Origin of the sequence: Achromobacter sp. ACM03 (genome assembly GCF_014851665.1) — a bacterium.
GTDB lineage: Bacteria > Pseudomonadota > Gammaproteobacteria > Burkholderiales > Burkholderiaceae_B > Achromobacter > Achromobacter aegrifaciens.
Genome location: NZ_JACVAD010000003.1, coordinates 502522 through 519153, shown reverse-complemented (window position 1 = coordinate 519153; position 16632 = coordinate 502522). Strand labels below are relative to the sequence as shown.

The 16632-nt window shown below is 65.3% G+C and carries 17 protein-coding genes; 10 read left to right on the top strand and 7 right to left on the bottom strand.

The window, feature by feature from the left end; genetic code table 11:
* Positions 1-59 precede the first annotated feature (59 nt).
* On the top strand, positions 60-935 hold the full coding sequence (locus IB257_RS18135) for a cytochrome c oxidase assembly protein (protein ID WP_156337297.1): 876 nt from the start codon (positions 60-62) through the stop codon (positions 933-935).
* Positions 936-965: 30 nt separating this feature from the next.
* Here the strand turns inward: IB257_RS18135 and IB257_RS18130 are convergent, their stop codons facing one another.
* Entirely contained in the window at positions 966-1814 is an 849-nt protein-coding gene (locus IB257_RS18130; RefSeq protein ID WP_125471652.1) for a MerR family transcriptional regulator, read from the bottom strand.
* A 318-nt stretch (positions 1815-2132) separates the two neighbouring features.
* On the opposite strand from IB257_RS18130, the gene IB257_RS18125 reads away from it, so the two are divergent.
* Together IB257_RS18125 and IB257_RS18120 are read left to right on the top strand one after the other, a co-directional pair.
* Positions 2133-3452 carry an FAD-binding oxidoreductase gene (locus tag IB257_RS18125; protein WP_225589003.1) on the top strand — a complete coding sequence of 440 codons (1320 nt, stop codon included), beginning with the start codon at positions 2133-2135 and terminating at the stop codon, positions 3450-3452.
* A gap of 85 nt (positions 3453-3537) precedes the next feature.
* The gene (locus tag IB257_RS18120; RefSeq protein WP_192492649.1) at positions 3538-4983 is read left to right on the top strand and encodes an amino acid permease; all 1446 of its coding nucleotides are present in this window, start codon (positions 3538-3540) and stop codon (positions 4981-4983) included.
* Between the two features lie 28 nt (positions 4984-5011).
* Here the strand turns inward: IB257_RS18120 and galU are convergent, their stop codons facing one another.
* Positions 5012-5863 carry a UTP--glucose-1-phosphate uridylyltransferase GalU gene (gene galU, locus IB257_RS18115; RefSeq protein ID WP_054449934.1) on the bottom strand — a complete coding sequence of 284 codons (852 nt, stop codon included), beginning with the start codon at positions 5861-5863 and terminating at the stop codon, positions 5012-5014.
* 57 nt (positions 5864-5920) lie between these two features.
* Between galU and IB257_RS18110 the strand changes: the two genes are divergently transcribed.
* The gene (locus tag IB257_RS18110; protein WP_054449936.1) at positions 5921-7447 is read left to right on the top strand and encodes a M48 family metalloprotease; all 1527 of its coding nucleotides are present in this window, start codon (positions 5921-5923) and stop codon (positions 7445-7447) included.
* 36 nt (positions 7448-7483) lie between these two features.
* Here IB257_RS18110 and IB257_RS18105 read toward each other — a convergent pair whose 3' ends face one another.
* From IB257_RS18105 to IB257_RS18090, 4 genes are all read right to left on the bottom strand, one after another.
* The gene (locus IB257_RS18105; protein ID WP_054449938.1) at positions 7484-8584 is read right to left on the bottom strand and encodes a YheT family hydrolase; all 1101 of its coding nucleotides are present in this window, start codon (positions 8582-8584) and stop codon (positions 7484-7486) included.
* Positions 8585-8601: 17 nt separating this feature from the next.
* A complete protein-coding gene (locus IB257_RS18100; protein ID WP_054449940.1) occupies positions 8602-9024 on the bottom strand; it encodes a nuclear transport factor 2 family protein in 423 nt (140 codons plus the stop codon).
* 37 nt (positions 9025-9061) lie between these two features.
* Complete coding sequence (locus IB257_RS18095; RefSeq protein WP_054449942.1) at positions 9062-9277, bottom strand: zinc-finger domain-containing protein; 216 nt, start codon at positions 9275-9277, stop codon at positions 9062-9064.
* 77 nt (positions 9278-9354) lie between these two features.
* On the bottom strand, positions 9355-10275 hold the full coding sequence (locus IB257_RS18090) for a branched-chain amino acid transaminase (protein WP_054449943.1): 921 nt from the start codon (positions 10273-10275) through the stop codon (positions 9355-9357).
* A 196-nt stretch (positions 10276-10471) separates the two neighbouring features.
* Here IB257_RS18090 and IB257_RS18085 point away from each other — a divergent pair, with 196 nt between their 5' ends.
* The 3 genes from IB257_RS18085 to IB257_RS18075 all read left to right on the top strand — a co-directional run bounded on the left by IB257_RS18085 (position 10472) and on the right by IB257_RS18075 (position 13352).
* Positions 10472-11221, top strand: coding sequence for an AzlC family ABC transporter permease (locus tag IB257_RS18085; protein ID WP_175181131.1), 750 nt, complete (start codon positions 10472-10474; stop codon positions 11219-11221).
* On the top strand, positions 11218-11553 hold the full coding sequence (locus IB257_RS18080) for an AzlD domain-containing protein (protein WP_054449947.1): 336 nt from the start codon (positions 11218-11220) through the stop codon (positions 11551-11553). The genes IB257_RS18085 and IB257_RS18080 overlap by 4 nt, the downstream gene beginning before the upstream one ends.
* Positions 11554-11876: 323 nt before the next feature.
* Positions 11877-13352 (top strand): DEAD/DEAH box helicase, encoded by a 1476-nt coding sequence (locus IB257_RS18075; RefSeq protein ID WP_156337298.1) that lies wholly within the window; start codon positions 11877-11879, stop codon positions 13350-13352.
* Between the two features lie 81 nt (positions 13353-13433).
* On the opposite strand, the gene IB257_RS18070 is transcribed toward IB257_RS18075, so the two are convergent.
* The gene (locus IB257_RS18070; protein WP_175181132.1) at positions 13434-13817 is read right to left on the bottom strand and encodes a thioredoxin family protein; all 384 of its coding nucleotides are present in this window, start codon (positions 13815-13817) and stop codon (positions 13434-13436) included.
* Between the two features lie 63 nt (positions 13818-13880).
* Here IB257_RS18070 and IB257_RS18065 point away from each other — a divergent pair, with 63 nt between their 5' ends.
* From IB257_RS18065 to IB257_RS18055, 3 genes are all read left to right on the top strand, one after another.
* The gene (locus tag IB257_RS18065) at positions 13881-14690 is read left to right on the top strand and encodes an EI24 domain-containing protein (RefSeq protein WP_054449954.1); all 810 of its coding nucleotides are present in this window, start codon (positions 13881-13883) and stop codon (positions 14688-14690) included.
* Positions 14691-14724: 34 nt separating this feature from the next.
* On the top strand, positions 14725-15540 hold the full coding sequence (locus IB257_RS18060) for a molybdopterin-binding protein (protein ID WP_192492648.1): 816 nt from the start codon (positions 14725-14727) through the stop codon (positions 15538-15540).
* A 168-nt stretch (positions 15541-15708) separates the two neighbouring features.
* Positions 15709-16572 carry an IclR family transcriptional regulator gene (locus IB257_RS18055; RefSeq protein ID WP_119449688.1) on the top strand — a complete coding sequence of 288 codons (864 nt, stop codon included), beginning with the start codon at positions 15709-15711 and terminating at the stop codon, positions 16570-16572.
* Positions 16573-16632 lie beyond the last annotated feature (60 nt).

Below are 16632 nucleotides of genomic sequence, written 5' to 3'. Positions count from 1 at the left end.
CTACAATCGGCGAGTGCGGCGCATGGCGCCCGTCCTCGTACAGCCCCGACGTTTTCCGGATGGTTTGCATGGATAGTCTCGAATGGCTCATACCCTGGGAGTTCTCTCCCACGCTGGTGGCCTCCTTCCTGGTGGCCATCGTGCTGTTCGTGCGCGGCCAAAAGGTCCATCGCGTGACCGCCGCCCGCAGCATCCTGTTCTGGACCGGCATGGTGCTGTTGTACCTGTCCATGCATACCCGGCTGGACTACTACGCCGAGCGCATGTTCTTCATCCACCGCATCCAGCATCTGGTGTTGCACCATCTGGGGCCGCTGCTGGTGATGGCGGCATTCCCGGGGCAGGTGATGCGCGCGGGCCTGCCCATGCGCTGGCGCATCCGCCTGCGCGACTTCCTGCGCACCGGCGCCGGCCGCGCCACGGTGGCGGTGCTGACCCACAAGATCTTCGTGCCGACGCTGTTTGTTTTCCTGGTGCTGGTCTGGCTGATCCCGTCGGTGCAGTTCTATTCCATGCTGGACTGGCGCCTCTACCGCCTGATGAACTGGTCGGTGGTCATCAGCGGCTTCATGTACTGGAACCTGATCCTGGACCGCAGGCCCGCGCCTCCCGCGGCCATGACGCCGGGCGGCCGGGTCATTTCTCCCGTGCTGACGATGCTGCCGCAAATGGTGGCCGGCGCGGTCATTGCCTTCACTGAAAGCGACATCTATCCGCTGTTCGAACTATGCGGCCGCGCCATCGCCATGTCGGCCCAGACCGATCAGACCATAGGCGGCCTGACCATGTGGATTCCGGCCGCGCTGGTCGAGGTGATCGGCCTGATGGTGGCCCTGGGAACCCTGATGCGCCTGTCGGCCAAGGGGCGCTTGCGCAAGGCGGATCGCGATGCGCTGGCCCGTTCCAAGGCCCGTGCCCGCGCCGCTTCGGCCTGAAAACCGCGGCGGGTGGCATATGCCGTCAGCTTAGAAGCTCTTCGGCGTATTGACCCAGAACAGTTCCACGGTTTGCTCGCCGACGACTTTCCACGAATGAGGCCGTCCGCTCAGGAACGAAATGCTGTCTCCGGCGCGCAAGGTCACGGGCGCCGCCAGATCGACCGTAATGCTGAATTCGCCGGCGATGACGTGTATGCACTCCTCTCCATGGTGCGTATAGGCGCCTTCACTGCGGGCGCCCGGCGCCAGGACCCATTTCTGGCAGTCGAGCGAAGGCAGGCTCGTCGCGAGCTGCAGGATCTGGATGCCCGCGCCGAACGACGGGGCATGTCTTTCCTGGCCCTTGCGCACCACCTCTGCCGCGTTGCGCGACGGCTTGGGCGACACCTCCGACAGGGCCGTCAGCGACGTGCCATAACAGGTGGCAAGCAGCTTCAGGCTGGCGACGGTGGCCCCGCGGCCTGTCCGTTCAAAGGTGGAAATGAAGGACACGGGCAGGCTGGTTTCATCTGACGCTTCTTTCAGCGACAAGTCGGCGCTGCGGCGCGCGGTGCGAAAACGCAGTCCAAGCGCGGCGGCGTCAGCCATTTCACGGGCCTGGGATGCCGTGGCGCCTGAGGCGGTCGAGGGTGGCGCCGCGGACGCTGATCCGGCCTGCGACTCCTCCAGTACGCGACGGATCGCAGGCATGTTCAGGCCGTTGATCTGCCGCAGACGAACGATATGGGATACCCGAGCCAGATCTGCATCTGAATAGATGCGCTGTCCCGTTTCGGTGCGCGCCGGAACGAGGAGGCCGTGTTGCTCCCATAGCCGCAGCGTCGAAATGTTCGTGCCCGTGAGGCGCGCGACGTCGCCGATTCGATACTCAGACATGCGAGTGAAGTTCCTGTGCTGGTGCGGTGGATGGACCAGTGTGGCAGTTCGTACAGAATATATATAGATAAATTATATAAATCCGATCCTTCATGATAGGACCGGACATATCGGGGAAAGCCCCTATTTTTTGCAAAAATCAGCTTCGATAGGATCACAACCTACAGAAATTATGTAGATATATTCAATTCGAGGCGCGGCTGGATTAAAGCCGCTTTGCTCATGATCATTTCACGCCATACAAGCCAAGCCGAACCTTTCCTGCAACGCAGCTTCTGGATGCAGGAGGCGGAGCCCGCCATGCAGGCAAGTGCGCCAATGACCGGTAGCCAGGCCGCCGACATCGTGATTATCGGTGGAGGCTATGTAGGCCTGTGGACGGCGTTGAGCATCAAGGAGCTCAGTCCTTGGTCCAAGGTCGTGGTCCTGGAACGCGACGTTTGCGGCGGGGGCGCTTCAGGGCGCAACGGCGGCATGGTCATGTCCTGGTGGCCGAAAATCGCTTCGTTGCTTGCTTTCGCGGATGCCGACGAGGCGCTGTTCCTGGCCCAGGCCTCGGAACGCGCCATCGATGAAATCGAACAGTTCTGCGGCCGCCATCGCATCGATGCGCACATCCGCCGCGGGGGATGGCTCTGGACTGCCACTTCCGAGGCGCAACAGGAGTCATGGGACGGCACGCTCCAGGCCTGCGCCCGGGTCGGCGCGCGTCCCTTCGAGTACGTAATCCCGGAGGACGTTGCACGTCGAACCGGGTCTCGCATGCACAGGGCGGGCGTGTTCGAGCGCGGCAATGCCACGGTGCAGCCGGCACGGTTGGTGCGCGGTATGCGCAGGGTGGCCCTGGAGCGCGGCATCGTGATCCACGAGAACACGCCGGTGCTGGAGTTGAGCGACGGCTATCCGGCGGTGATCCGCAGCGCCTTGGGCACCATGCTGGCCAAAAGCGTCGTGCTGGCGACGAATGCATGGGCCGCGGCCATTCCTGAAATCTCAAGGCTGATCGTGCCCGTCAACAGTTCCATCGTCGTGACGCAGGCGATCCCCGAGCGCCTGGCTTCCCTGGGCTGGACCGGAGGCGAAGCCATCACCGATTCGCAGTTGATGGTCGGGTATTACCGGACCACAAGAGACGGGCGGATCGCGTACGGCAAGGGTACGGGGGCGCTTTCCCGGGGAGGCGTCATCGACGCCACCTTCAGCCGCCACGAAGAAAGCTGCCGGATGGCGGAACAGGATTTCCGCCGCGCCTACCCGATGCTTGCCGATGTGCGCGTCTCGCATGCGTGGTCGGGCCCGATTGATCGGACTTACGACAGCCTGCCCGTTTTCGGCACCTTGTCCGGTACGGGGCACATCCACTACGGAGTGGGTTGGAGCGGCAACGGCGTCGCTCCCAGCCTGTTGGGCGGCAGGATTCTGGCGAGCCTGGCCCTGGATCGCAACGATTCTTGGCGCCGCTGCGCCCTGGTTGGCCGCAAGCCCAAGCGGTTTCCGCCCGAACCCATCAAGTACTTCGGCGGTTCGCTGGTCCGCAACGCCGTACGCAGAAAGGAAGCGCGCGAAGCGCGGGATCTTGCGCCGCGCTGGCTGGACGCGCTCCTGGCCGGGTTCGCGCCCGCGGGACTTGAAGATTAGGGTCAGGCGCGCCCTGCATCAGACCTGTGCGGAAAAAAACAAAACAAGCGCGTTCCATACCGGGGGCGCGGTCAAAGGAGAAAGCATGTCTAAGGGTGAGGGACTCAAGGGTGGGCTGCAATCGCGCCACATGACGATGATTTCCATTGCCGGGGTCATCGGCGCGGCCTTGTTTGTAGGGTCCGGCAAGCAGATCGCGCTGGCCGGACCCGCAGTGATCCTGGCTTATCTGGGCGGCGGGATCCTGGCGTTTCTAGTCATGCGCATGCTGGGCGAGATGGCCGTGGCCCAGCCCGATACCGGTTCCTTTTCGACTTACGCGGATCGCGCTATCGGGCGCTGGGCGGGTTTCACCATCGGTTGGCTGTATTGGTACTTCTGGGCGCTGCTGATGGGGTGGGAAGCCTATGTCGCGGGACAGATTCTGCATGGCTGGTTCCCCGTGGCGCCCAATTGGGTCTACGCGCTGCTCCTGACGCTTGGGTTGATAGGCGTCAACTTCATGAACGTCAGAAACTATGGGGAATTCGAGTTTTGGTTCGGCCTGATCAAAGTGGTGGCCATCGTCTTGTTCCTGGTGGTCGGAACGCTGGCGGTTGTGCACCTGTGGCCCTTTGGCGATGCCGGCGGCATGTCCAATCTCACCGATCGGGGTTTCATGCCTAATGGGCCCGGCGCCGTGGTCACCGCATTGCTGGGCATCATGTTCGCAATGATGGGCGCGGAAGTCGTCACGGTGGCGGCGGGAGAGACCTCCGAGCCCGGTGGCCAAATCGTGAAAGCCATCCGATCGGTAGTCTGGCGGATCTGCCTGTTCTATGTAGGGTCCATCTTTCTGGTGGTTTGCCTGGTGCCCTACGACACGCCCGCCCTGGTCGACCCGACGCGTGGCAGCTACAACGTGGTGCTGGACGCGATGGGCATTCCCTACGCGCAATTGATCGTCAACGCCATCGTGCTGACTTCGGTCTGCAGCTGCTTCAACTCGGCGCTTTACGTCTCGTCGCGCATGCTCTATTCATTGGCCCGTCGCGGCGACGCGCATCGCATCATGGCCGTTACTGGCGCTTCGTCCGGTGCGCCGTACGTGGGCGTGGTCATATCCAGCGTGTTCGCGTTCGTTGCCGTCTACATGATGGCGACGTCCTCGATGGACCTGTACGACGTCCTCATGCAAACCACGGGCTGCGTGGCGCTGTTCGTCTACCTGACCATCGCATGCTGCCAACTGCGCATGCGGCAGCGCCTGCAGGCTCAGGGAGCCGAACTGAAGTTCAAGATGTGGTTGTTTCCCTGGCTGACCTGGGCGGTCATCCTGTTCATCTGCGCAGCCTTGCTGACGATGGTTCTGGAGGGTACGTACCGCCAGGAGGTGCTGTACACGTCCGCACTGGGCGCCGTGATCGTCCTGATGGGCGTGGCGGCACAGCGCTTTGGCATCGGCGGGCCGAAGGCCCATGAGCCCTCGGCGCGGAAGATTCTGGAACAAGGCTTCAACGGCCGGCGCGAGGCCGCGGCGCTCAAGCCTTGACGCGGCACGAATAGCCGCAGGCTTGCGGCTATTCCGGCAGCAGGCCGTGGTACTTCTTGCCCAGCGCCACGGTGGCCTGGAACATGCCGGCCTTGCTGCCACAGTCGTAGCGCACGCCTTCATAGCGGTGCGCATACACGGCGCGCTCGCGCATCAGCGAGGCGATGCCGTCGGTCAGCTGGATCTCGTTGCCGGCGCCCATCTTGGTCGAGCGCAGGTGGTCGAAGATCGCGGCTTCCAGCACGTAGCGGCCCACCACGGCGAGCGTCGACGGCGCGGCTTCGGGGTCGGGCTTTTCGACGATATGGGTGACGCGTTCCGTGCGGCCGCTGGCGCTTGCCTCTCCCTGGCGGGTGGCCACGATGCCGTACTTGCGGGTATCCGCGCGCGGCACGTCCTGTACGCCGAGCACACTGGCGTTCTGCGCCACGGCCACGTCGATCAGCTGCTTCAGCGCGGGCTGGTCGGAGTCGATCAGGTCATCGGCGAGCAGCACGGCAAACGGTTCGTCGCCCACGGCCGGCGCGGCCGACAGCACCGCATGGCCCAGTCCCAGCGGGGCCGACTGGCGGATGTAGAGGCAATTCACATGCGCAGGTAGAATGCCCCGCACCATGGCCAAAAGCTCGTGCTTGCCCTTGCTTTCCAGGTCCGATTCGAGTTCCGGCGCGGAGTCGAAGTGGTCTTCGATGGCGCGCTTGTTGCGCCCCGTCACGAAGATGAGATCGGTGATCCCGGCGGCCACGGCTTCTTCCACGGCGTATTGGATCAGCGGCTTGTCGACCACGGGCAGCATTTCCTTGGGCATCGCCTTGGTGGCGGGCAGGAAGCGCGTACCCATGCCGGCGACGGGGAAAACGGCTTTACGGACAGGACGCATTGAGACCTCGTTGGGGCTATCGATGAAACATTTTAAGCGCATCGCTATCATAGGCTTATGAACCGCAGGAAAATGCCATCCATTTGCTCGATTGCGAAACGGGGTGCAATCGTCGGGCTGTCCGTGGCCCTGGCCGTCCCAGCCCTCCCCATCGCCGCCTGGGCGCAGCCCGTAGGCCTGCCCTCGATGGGTGCGGCCTCTGCCGCTGAACTGTCCCCTGCGCTGGAGCGCAGCCTGGGCGAGGCCATCATGGCCCAGGGGCGGCGCGACCCGACCTATGTGGACGATTCCGAACTCAGCCAGTACCTCACCACCATGGGGCGCAAACTGGCGGCCTTCGCGCCCGGCGCGGTCCCCGAGGTTGAGATGTTCGGCGTGCGCGACCCCGAAATCAACGCTTTCGCCATGCCCGGCGGCTTCATCGGCGTCAATACGGGACTGATCGTGGCTTCCGCCAGCGAGTCCGAACTGGCGGCGGTGCTGGCGCACGAAATCGGCCACGTCGTGCAGCGCCACATCGCCCGCGGCATGACCCAGCAGAACCAGAACAGCATGGTGATGCTGGCGAGCCTGGCGGGGGCGCTGCTGGCAGCCCTGGCCGGGGGCGGCGGCAACCTGGCGGTGGGCGTGGCGGCATTCGGCCAGGCCGCGGCCATCAACCGCCAGCTGGGTTTTTCACGCGATGCGGAACGCGAAGCCGACCGGGCCGGGCTGCAGATGCTGACCAAGGCGGGCTACGACGCCGAAGGCATGGCGCAGATGTTCGGGCGCCTGATGAATGCGTCGCGCCTGAATGAAGGCGCGGGCGGCGGCTCATGGGCCAGCACCCACCCGCTGTCCATCGAGCGTATGTCGGACGTGCAGAATCGGGTGCGCAACCAGTCTCCGGTGGCGCGCCACGTGGATAGCGACGATTTCTGGTACATACGCGCCAAGATGCGCGTGGTGCAGGGCCGCGACGCGGTCAGCCTGCGCACCGCCGGCCAGCAATTGCAGGACGAGGCCCAGGCCCTGTCGGGCGTACGCAAGTCGGCCGCCTACTACGGCCTGGCGCTGCAGGCGTTCCAGCGCAACAACCTGGCCGAGGCCGAGCGCAACTGGAACCTGGCGTCGGCGGACGGTCGAAGCTCGGCCCAGCTGGCCAAGCTCAGTGTGGATATCGCCCTGGCCCGCAAGGAGTACCCCCGGGCGCTGGAGCTCGCCCAGGCTGGCACCAAGCGCTGGCCCGCCCACCGGGCCCTGGGCATCGCCTACGCCCAGGCGCTGCAAAGCGTCGGCCGCCACACGGACGCGCAGGAATACCTGCGGGCCAAGATCAAGCAATGGGGCAGCGACGAGCCCAGCCTCTACCAGATGCTGGCGCAGAGCGAAGACCGCAACGGCAAGCCCGTGGCCGCGCGCCGCGACCAGGCGCGCTTTTACGTCATGACGGGCGCATACGCCGCCGCGGAATCGCAGCTGCAGCAGGCGCGCAACATGTCCACCGACTTCTACGAGCAGTCTCAGATCGACGTGCAGATCAAGGAAGTGAAGGACAAGCTGGCCGAAGAGCGCCAGTTGCTGGAACGCTTCAAGTCGGGCTGAGCGCCCGGCCGAGCCGGGCAGGGCGCAGGACGCGCCCTACAGGCCGGTTTCGAAGAAGCGTCCCAGCCGCTGGGGCAGCCAGTTCAGGTGGGCGGGGAAGCTGCCGGTCGGAAAACCGGCATGGCCGCCATCGGTAGGCTGATGCAGCAGGATGGTGGACGAGCATTCCTCGGGCGTCGGCAGCGACGCGGCCGGCACGAACGGATCGTTGCGGGCATTGAGCACCAGCGTCGGCACGGATATCTTCGGCAGCCAGGGCTTGCTGGACGCCCGCGTCCAGTAATCCAGCGCATTGCGAAAACCGTGCATGGGCGCGGTGTACGTGTCGTCGAATTCGCGCAGATCATGCGCATGGGCGATGCGCATGACGTCCACGGCGCCGGGATAGCGGTGCGCCTTCTCCAGCACCTTGTGCTTGAGCGTCTTCAGGAAATGGGCGGTGTAGACCCTGCGGTTGAATATGCCGGTGGACAGCGTCTTGCCGCAGGCCACCAGGTCCAGCGGCACGGACACGCCCGCGCAGGCCGTCAGCCAGCCGGTATCCTCCTGGTGTTCGCCCAGGTATTTGAGCAGGGCGTTGCCCCCCAGCGATACGCCGACCGCATGCCATCGAGCATGCGGGATGCGCTGGCGCACGGTATTCAGCATGAAGCCGACCTCGGCCGAATCACCCGAGTAGTAGGCGCGGGCCAGGCGGTTGGGCACGCCCGAGCAGCCGCGGAAATGCGCGATCACCACGATCCAGCCGCGCGCGCGGAAGTGATGCGCGATGGACTGCGCATAGCGGCTATTGCTGCCGCCTTCCAGGCCGTGGAACAGGATCAGGGCTGGGGTATCGGGCGTATGCGGCAGGGACTTCCAGTCCGCATCCGTCATCCACCGGGCCGCGGCGGTCTTGCCATTGGCAACCGGACGCTGGCCGCTGACGGGCGCACCGTCGGCGGACTTGTGTGGGAACAGGCCCGGACCGGTCCAATCGAAATCGACAAAGTCGGTGTCGGGCGTGTCCACCCGTTCGCGCACGAATGCGATGCGGTGATACTGCGCGAACAGGGCGGCATAAACCGTCTGGCTGTCGCCTCCGGGCAACCAGGAGGGGACGGGACAGGGCGTTGTATCAAGACGAGCAGCGGCCAACTAAAAATCCACCCGATTCAGTGCAGCATGTCGGGTACGTCGTGCAAGTCGAGCACCCCGGCTTCGGTGGGCGCCGGCGAGGCATGGTGCATGACCATGCGCCAGCCGGTGGGCCCCTTGTGGTAGATGTTGGTGGCGTAGCAATTGGCGAATTGCGTGCCTTCCCGCGTCTGCACCGCCACCTGTTCCACCAGCACGTGCACCGCGCACATCATGCTGAGCATGACCAGCGGGCGCAATGGGCGCACGTGCAGCGGGCCGTTGGCCAGCACCTGCTGCCAGGAATCGTGCACCGCCGAGTGGCCGACGATGCGCAGGCCCCCCGGATGGATGCAGACGACTTCCTCGTCGTCCGCCCAGACTTGCATCAGGCGTACGACGTCCGCCTGGTCGAGGGCTTCGTAGAACGCGTGCTCTGCTTCTTCGGGCGTGGCGAACATGGCGGCGGAAACGGGTGGACGTTGTAGAGCGGGTGACTCAGTGGCCGTGCAATACGGTGCCGGGCTTCAGGCGGTATTCGGCGCCGCAGTAGGCGCAACTGGCGGAGCCGGTGCGGGCCACGTCCAGGAACACGCGCGGATGCATGCTCCAGAGCGGCGCCTTGGGGCCCGGACAGAACACGGGCAGGTCGTCAGCGCCGACCTCGATGACTTCGTGGGGGTGGGGGACGGCGGCCGGAGCAGCAGCGGTCATGGATATTCCTGAAAAAAAACCGGTAATCGGCAGGTTGGGGCAATGATGCGGCCTGGTCATGGACCGGGCCGCGCGGATCAGACTTTACTCAGCCAGTGATGGTACTTCGGGTTGCGGCCATTCACCACGTCAAAAAAAGCTTTCTGCAGCCGCTCCGTGATCGGGCCGCGCCGGCCGGAGCCGATCTGGCGGTTGTCCACTTCGCGGATGGGGGTCACTTCGGCGGCCGTGCCGGTGAAGAACGCCTCGTCGGCGATGTAGACGTCATCGCGTGTCAGGCGCTTGGTCACCACGCGCAAGCCCAGGTCGGCGGCCAGCGCATGGATGGTGGAGCGGGTAATGCCGGTCAGGGCGGATGCGATCTCAGGCTCGCAGAGCACGCCGTCCTTGACGATGAAGAGGTTTTCGCCGGAACCCTCGGCCACGAAGCCTTCCGTGTCCAGCAGCAGGGCTTCGTCGTAGCCGTCCTGCAGGGCCTCGGTATTGGCCAGGATCGAATTGGCGTAGGTGGTGGCCACCTTGGCGCGCGGCATCGTGACGTTTACGTGCTGGCGCGCGAATGACGACACCTTGACGCGGATGCCTGCGGACAGCGCCTCTTCGCCCAGATAGGCGCCCCAGGGCCAGGCGGCGATAGCCACGTGCACCCGGGCGCCCTTGGGCGACACGCCCATTTTTTCGGGGCCGTAGAACACCAGGGGGCGCAGGTAGCCGGCTTCCAGCTGGTTTTCGCGCACGACCGTCCGCTGCGCCTCGTTGATCGTGTCGCGATCGAAGGGCATCGGGATCTGGTAGATGTGAGCCGAATTGAAGAGGCGGTTGGTGTGGTCTTCGAGGCGGAAGATGGCGGTGCCGATCTCGGAGCGGTAGGCGCGCACGCCTTCGAATACCGACAGGCCGTAATGCAGGGAGTGCGTCAGGACGTGCGTGGTCGCGTCTCGCCACGGTACGAGCTTGCCGTCATACCAGATGAAGCCGTCGCGGTCTGCCATCGACATGGTCTACTCCCAAGCGCCCAAGAATCCCGAGGCCCGTATTGTATCAAGCAGCGAGGTTACAATACGCCCCTATTCGCGCCCCGGCGCGGCGCCGCCAGGCCCGCGCATAGTGATCCCGGCGGGCGAACGGGTTGTCGTGCGTTCCTTTTCCTTAGAGTTTCCATGTCGTCCTGTCCGAATCGCCAGGGGCCAGCAGTTGTCCTCTGAATCCGCGCTTCCTGAATCCGAAGACCCCGTCGCGGTCCGCCAGGAGCGTATCGCTGCATTCCGGGCTGGCGTGCACGCCATCGTGCCCGCCCTGATCGCCACCGCCACTTGGGGGCTGGTCACCGGCGTGGCCATGGTCAAGTCGGGCTTGACCGAAACCATGGCGCTGGCCATGACCCTGTTGCTGTACGCGGGCTCGGCCCAACTGACGTCCCTGCCGCTCATCGCTACTGGCGCGCCGCTTTGGCTGATTTTCGCCGCCGGCTGCGTGGTGAACCTGCGCTTTCTCATTTTCGGCGCGGCGCTGCATCCCTATTTCCGCCACCTGTCCTGGCCCAAGCGGCTGGGGCTGGGGTATTTCACGACCGACATGGGCTTCGTGCTGTTCATGCCGCGCTTTGGCGATGCGGCCGTGCGCGGCACCCGCGAGCAGCTCTGGTTCTTCCTGGGCGCCATCGCGCCGGGCTGGTTCGTGTGGCAGACCTCGTCCATCGTCGGCATCTATCTGGGCTCCATGGTGCCCACGGACTGGTCGCTGGACTTTGCCGCGGTGCTGGCGCTGCTGGCCATCACGGTGCCGCTGGCCAGCACCAAGCCCATGCTGATTTCCATGCTGGCAGCCGGCGTGGTCGCCTGGACCGGGCAGGTCCTGCCGCTGCGCCTGGGCCTGGCCGCCGCCGTGGTGGCGGGCGTGGTCGCCGGCATTTGGGCCGAACGCTACTTCAAGGCCCGCGCATGACCCTCTGGCCTGCTGAAATCTACGTCTATTCCGCCATCCTGCTGCTGGCGCTGTGCAGTGTGCTGACGCGCGCCGGCTTCATGCTGTTCGGCGACTACATCCCCCTGCCGGAAGGCGTGCGCCGCGCCTTGCGCTACGCGCCCGCCGCCGCCCTGACCGCCATCATCGTGCCCGACCTGCTGCCCTGGAAGGCCGGCCTGGGGCCGGTGTTCGACTACAAGCTGGTCGCGGGCGTACTCGCCATCCTGGTATTCCTGCGCACCCGCAGCGCGGTGCTGGTCATCATCGTCGGCATGCTGGCGCTCTGGGGCCTGCGCTGGCTGGCCGGCTAAGAGTCATTACCCAAAACGTCCATCCAGTGGACGCGGCTGGTATGCCCGGCGGGCGCTTGCTGACAGCGGGCGGAAGGCGTTTGCAATGCCTTTCAGAAGGCGGCTGGACCGTGTGGTAATGCGGCTGCGCTAAAATCATGTTATCCACAGCAATCCGGGCCTGGTACTGCCCTCATAAGTATCGAATCCAGAATGCGCCGCCTGGCCAGCAAGGCAGGATGCAGATTGCGCGTGTTCAGGTTGTTCCGATGCATATGTAGTGCAGTGCGCGTAGCACTCTCGTTTTGTTCTTTTTCACTGGTCCCGGTATCTGCCTAACCCTGATGACTGAATCCACTCAATCCGTAGCACCTGCCGCGCCCGCGCCGACGTTCACCGATTTCGGGCTGCACCCTCTGCTTCTGCAGTCCATCGCCGAAACCGGCTACACCACGCCCACGCCGATCCAGGCGCAGGCCATCCCCGTCGTGGTGGAAGGGCGCGACGTCATGGGCGCAGCCCAGACCGGCACCGGCAAGACGGCCGCCTTTACGCTGCCCATCCTGCATCGCCTCATGCCGCTGGCCAATACCAGCGCATCGCCCGCGCGCCATCCGGTGCGCGCGCTGATCCTGACGCCCACGCGCGAACTGGCCGACCAGGTCTACGAAAGCGTCAAGCGCTACAGCAAGCAGACGCCCCTGCGTTCGGCGGTGGTGTTCGGCGGCGTGGATATCGGTCCGCAGAAGGAAGCCCTGCGCCGCGGCTGCGAAGTGCTGGTGGCCACGCCCGGCCGCCTGCTCGACCACGTCGAGCAAAAGAACGTGAACCTGAGCCAGGTCGGCATCCTGGTATTGGACGAAGCCGACCGCATGCTGGACATGGGCTTTCTGCCCGACCTGGAGCGCATCATCCGCCTGCTGCCCGCGCAGCGCCAGGGCCTGCTGTTCTCCGCCACGTTCAGCAATGAAATCCGCAAGCTGGGCCGCTCGTACCTGAATCAACCGGTCGAAATCGAAGTCGCGGCGCGCAACGCCACCGCCAACACGATCACCCAGATCGCCTACAAGATGCCCAGCGACGCCAAGCGCGCCGCGGTCGTGCATCTGGTGAAGTCGCGCGGCCTGAACCAGGTCATCGTGTTTTCCAACACCAAGATCGGCACGGCGAGGTTGGCCCGCGACCTGGAGCGCGATGGCGTCAAGGCTGAATCCATTCATGGCGACAAGACCCAGGCTGACCGCATGAAGGCGCTGGAAGCCTTCAAGGCCGGCGAACTGGAAGTGCTGGTGGCTACCGACGTGGCCGCGCGCGGCCTCGACGTGGCCGGCGTGCCTTGCGTCATCAACTACGACCTGCCGTACAACGCGGAAGACTACGTGCACCGTATTGGCCGCACGGGCCGCGCGGGCGCATCGGGCGAGGCCATCGCCTTGTTCACGCCCGACGAAGAACGCTTCCTGCTCGACATCGAAAAACTCATCAAGCGCGAAGTGCCGCGCGGCACCCTGGATGTTCCTGCCGACCTGGTCGCGCGCAGCCACCGCCGCAGCGACGAGCGCCGCGGTTCGTCGTCGCGCGAAGGGCGCGAGGGTCGTGAAAGCCGTGACAGCCGCGGCGACCGCGGCCGTTCGTCCGACCGCCGCTCCGGCTATTCGTCCGGCGCGCCGCGCCAGCCCGTGGACGATTTCTTCCTGAAGCCCTACGAGCCCTCGGCGCCGTCCGCGCCCGCCGAAGAACCGGCGCCCAGGAGCAATGGCGCATCCTCGGGGCCGAAGCGCCAGATCGCCGTCCTGCTGGGCGGCAGCCGCAAGCCCTGAAAGGCGCCGGCATGAAAAAACCCGCAAGCCCTTAGGTTTGCGGGTTTTTTTATGGCTGGCCCGCGTGACGCCCGCTGCGGCTCAGGTGGCCAGCATGCGCGGCAGGTCCGGCAGCGCGGTGGCGACCGCAGGGCTGTTTTCATTCAGGCTTTCGAGCAGGCGTTCCAGGTGGCCGATGTGCGGCAGCATGGGGCCGTAGAACACCACCTTCGATCCGATCTGCACCAGCAGCGTGGGGAAGTTCTCCACGTCTTCGTCGCCCAAGAGTTCGGCGTGGTCCTCGATGTCGATCCAGGCGAAGACGTGCCGCGGCATGGCGGCGGCCAGCGCTTGCAGCTTGGGCTTGTATTGCTCGCAGGTGTCGCACCAGGCCGCGCAGAAGCAGGCCACCAGCCAGGCGTCGGGCGATGAGCCCAGCCGCGCGCGCAGCGCGGCCAGGTCGGTATCGGGTACAAGTAGGGACATGTGGGCAGATGAAGGCGTGTTTGACTATCATACCCGGGATGTCTACCCCCTCATTCCTCGTCCATGACTGCTTTGCGCACTGATTCCGCCACGCCCGACAACGGCCGATTTTCCGCTGCCGGGGCCGGCGCCGTCAGCGTGGGCCAGGCGTTCAAGCGCGCCCTGGTGTCCCAATGCCATCCCTCCATGCTGTTCGCGGTGCTGCTGCCGTTCCTGATCGCGCTGGTGGGGGCCCTGTTGCTGCTGTACCTGTTCTGGACACCGCTCAACGAATGGCTGGCGGCCGAGGCGGCGCGCTGGGACTTCGTCAACCGGGCCGAGGACTGGATGCTGGCGATGGGGCTGTTCTCGCTCAAGGTCTACATGATCCCCGTGATCGCGGTGGCCATCCTGTTGCCGGTATCGGGCATCCTCGGCCTGGCGATTGCCGCCGTGTTCGTGATGCCGCTGGTGCTGAACCACGTCGGCAAGCGTGAGTATGTGAGCGTCACGCGGCAAGGCAAGCATGCGACGGCGGTCAGCGTATGGAACGCGATCTGGGTATCGCTGGCCTTTGCCGCGGGCTGGCTGCTGACGCTGCCGCTGTGGCTGGTGCCGCCCATGGCTATCGCCTTGTCGATCTTCTGGTGGGCGTTCGCGTTTTCGCGCATGATGCGCGTGGACGCCATCGTCGAACACGCCAGCCCCGCCGAGCGCAAGCTGATCCTGGAACGCAACAACGGCGGCTTCTGGACCATAGGCCTGATCTGCTCGCTGTTGAACCTGTTGCCGCCCGCGTGGGTCATCCTGCCGGTGTTCTCGGCCCTGGTCTACGCCCACTACGGTCTGGAAGCGCTCAAGCGCTTGCGCGAGGACCGGGTCATCGACGTCTGAATCGCGTCATTCTTCTCAACTTCTGGAATCGGACATGGCCGCAGAATCCGCCGCCCGCCGCATTGGCCTCATCATCGTAGGGGACGAAATCCTCTCGGGCCGCCGTCAGGACAAGCATTTTTCCAAGGTCGTCGAGCTTCTGGGCGCGCGCGGCATGCAGTTGGGCTGGGCTGAAATCGTGCCCGACGACCGCGACACGCTCATCGCCACCTACAAGCGCAGCTTTGCCACCGGCGATGTGGTGTTTTCCTGTGGCGGCATCGGCGGCACGCCCGATGACCACACGCGCCAGGCCGCCGCGGCCGCGCTCGGCCTGCCGCTGGCGCTGCACCCGGAGGCCGAAGAGGCCATCGCGCTGCGCACGGCCGAGATGGCTGCCAAGGGGCAGGGCACAGCCGACATGAGCGCGCCGGAAAACCAGCAGCGCCTGCAGATGGGCGTGTTTCCGGAAGGCTGCGAGATCGTCCCGAATCCCTACAACCGCATTCCCGGCTTCTTCATCAAGGACCACACCTTCGTGCCGGGCTTTCCCGTCATGGCGTGGCCCATGCTGGAATGGACGCTGGACACGCGCTATCGTGCGCTGCAGCATGTGCGCGCCCACGCGGAGCATTCCTTCCTGGTATTCAGCATGCCCGAATCGCGTATTACGCCGGCCATGCAGGCCGTGGAAACGCGCTGGCCCGGCGTGCGCGCGTTCAGCCTGCCCAGCGTGGGCGAGGCCGGCGGCACCCCCCATATCGACCTGGGCGTGAAGGGCGAACCGGCCGCGGCAGCCGAAGCGCTGGAGTATTTGCGGGCCGAGGTGCTGCGCCTGGGAGGCAGGCTGGCGCTCCCGCCAGTAGCCTGAAGTCAGGGCCGCACCCGATGTGCGGCCCTTTTTTTGATACAAAAAGCGGTTGCCAAACGCGCCAGTAAATTTCACAATACGGGAAAGAACTGTTTGCTGCAATGCCGCAAGTCCGGTTCCCTAAGGTGGGGCCCTGCAGGCGGCGCGGCTGTCCACGCCCCCCTTTCCATGTCCCGTCTCCCCACTACCCGCAACGCCCTGGACGCCGAGACCGAAGGCGCCTCCGCCCATCCCATCGCCATCCAGGTGATCGAACGCGCCATGCGTCTGCTCGATGCCCTGGCCGCGCAGCCGGATCCGGTAACGCTGAAAGAACTGTCCGCGACCACGGGCCTGCATGCGTCCACCGCGCATCGCATCCTTAACGACCTGGTCGTGGGCCGCTATGTCGAACGCGTCGACAACGGCCTGTATCAGCTGGGCATGCGCCTGCTGGAGCTGGGTTCGCTGGTAAAGGGGCGCCTGAACGTGCGCGAGGCGGCCATTTCCGCCATGCGCTCGCTGCACAAGCTGACCGGGCAGACCATCAACCTGTCGGTCCAGCAGGGCGACGAGATCGTCTACATCGACCGCGCCTGGAGCGAGCGTTCCGGCATGCAGGTGGTCCGCGCCATCGGCGGCCGCGCGCCGCTGCACCTGACCTCCACCGGCAAGCTGTTCCTGTCCACCGCCGATGCGCGCCAAGTCCGGGCCTACGCGCTGCGCACCGGCCTGGCCGGCCACACGCGCAACAGCCTGACCGACCTGGACCGCCTGGAGCGCGAACTGGCGTTAGTGCGGCGCCACGGTTATGCGCGCGACAACGAAGAACTGGAACTCGGCGTGCGCTGCATCGCCGCCGGCATTTTCGACGATACCGGCAAGTTGGTCGCCGGCCTGTCCATTTCGGCCCCCGCCGAGCGCCTGCAGGACGACTGGATCAAGGCGCTGGTCGACACCGCCGCCAGCATCTCGGAAGCGCTGGGCTACGAGCCCTCCGTTTCCACCGGCTTCAACGGTCTGGGCATGGCCGCAGAGGCTCTGCGCCCGTAATCCAGGGCCGGCCTGCAAAAAAAGAAAAGCCCCGGACGGGGCTTTTCTTTTTGCATGCGC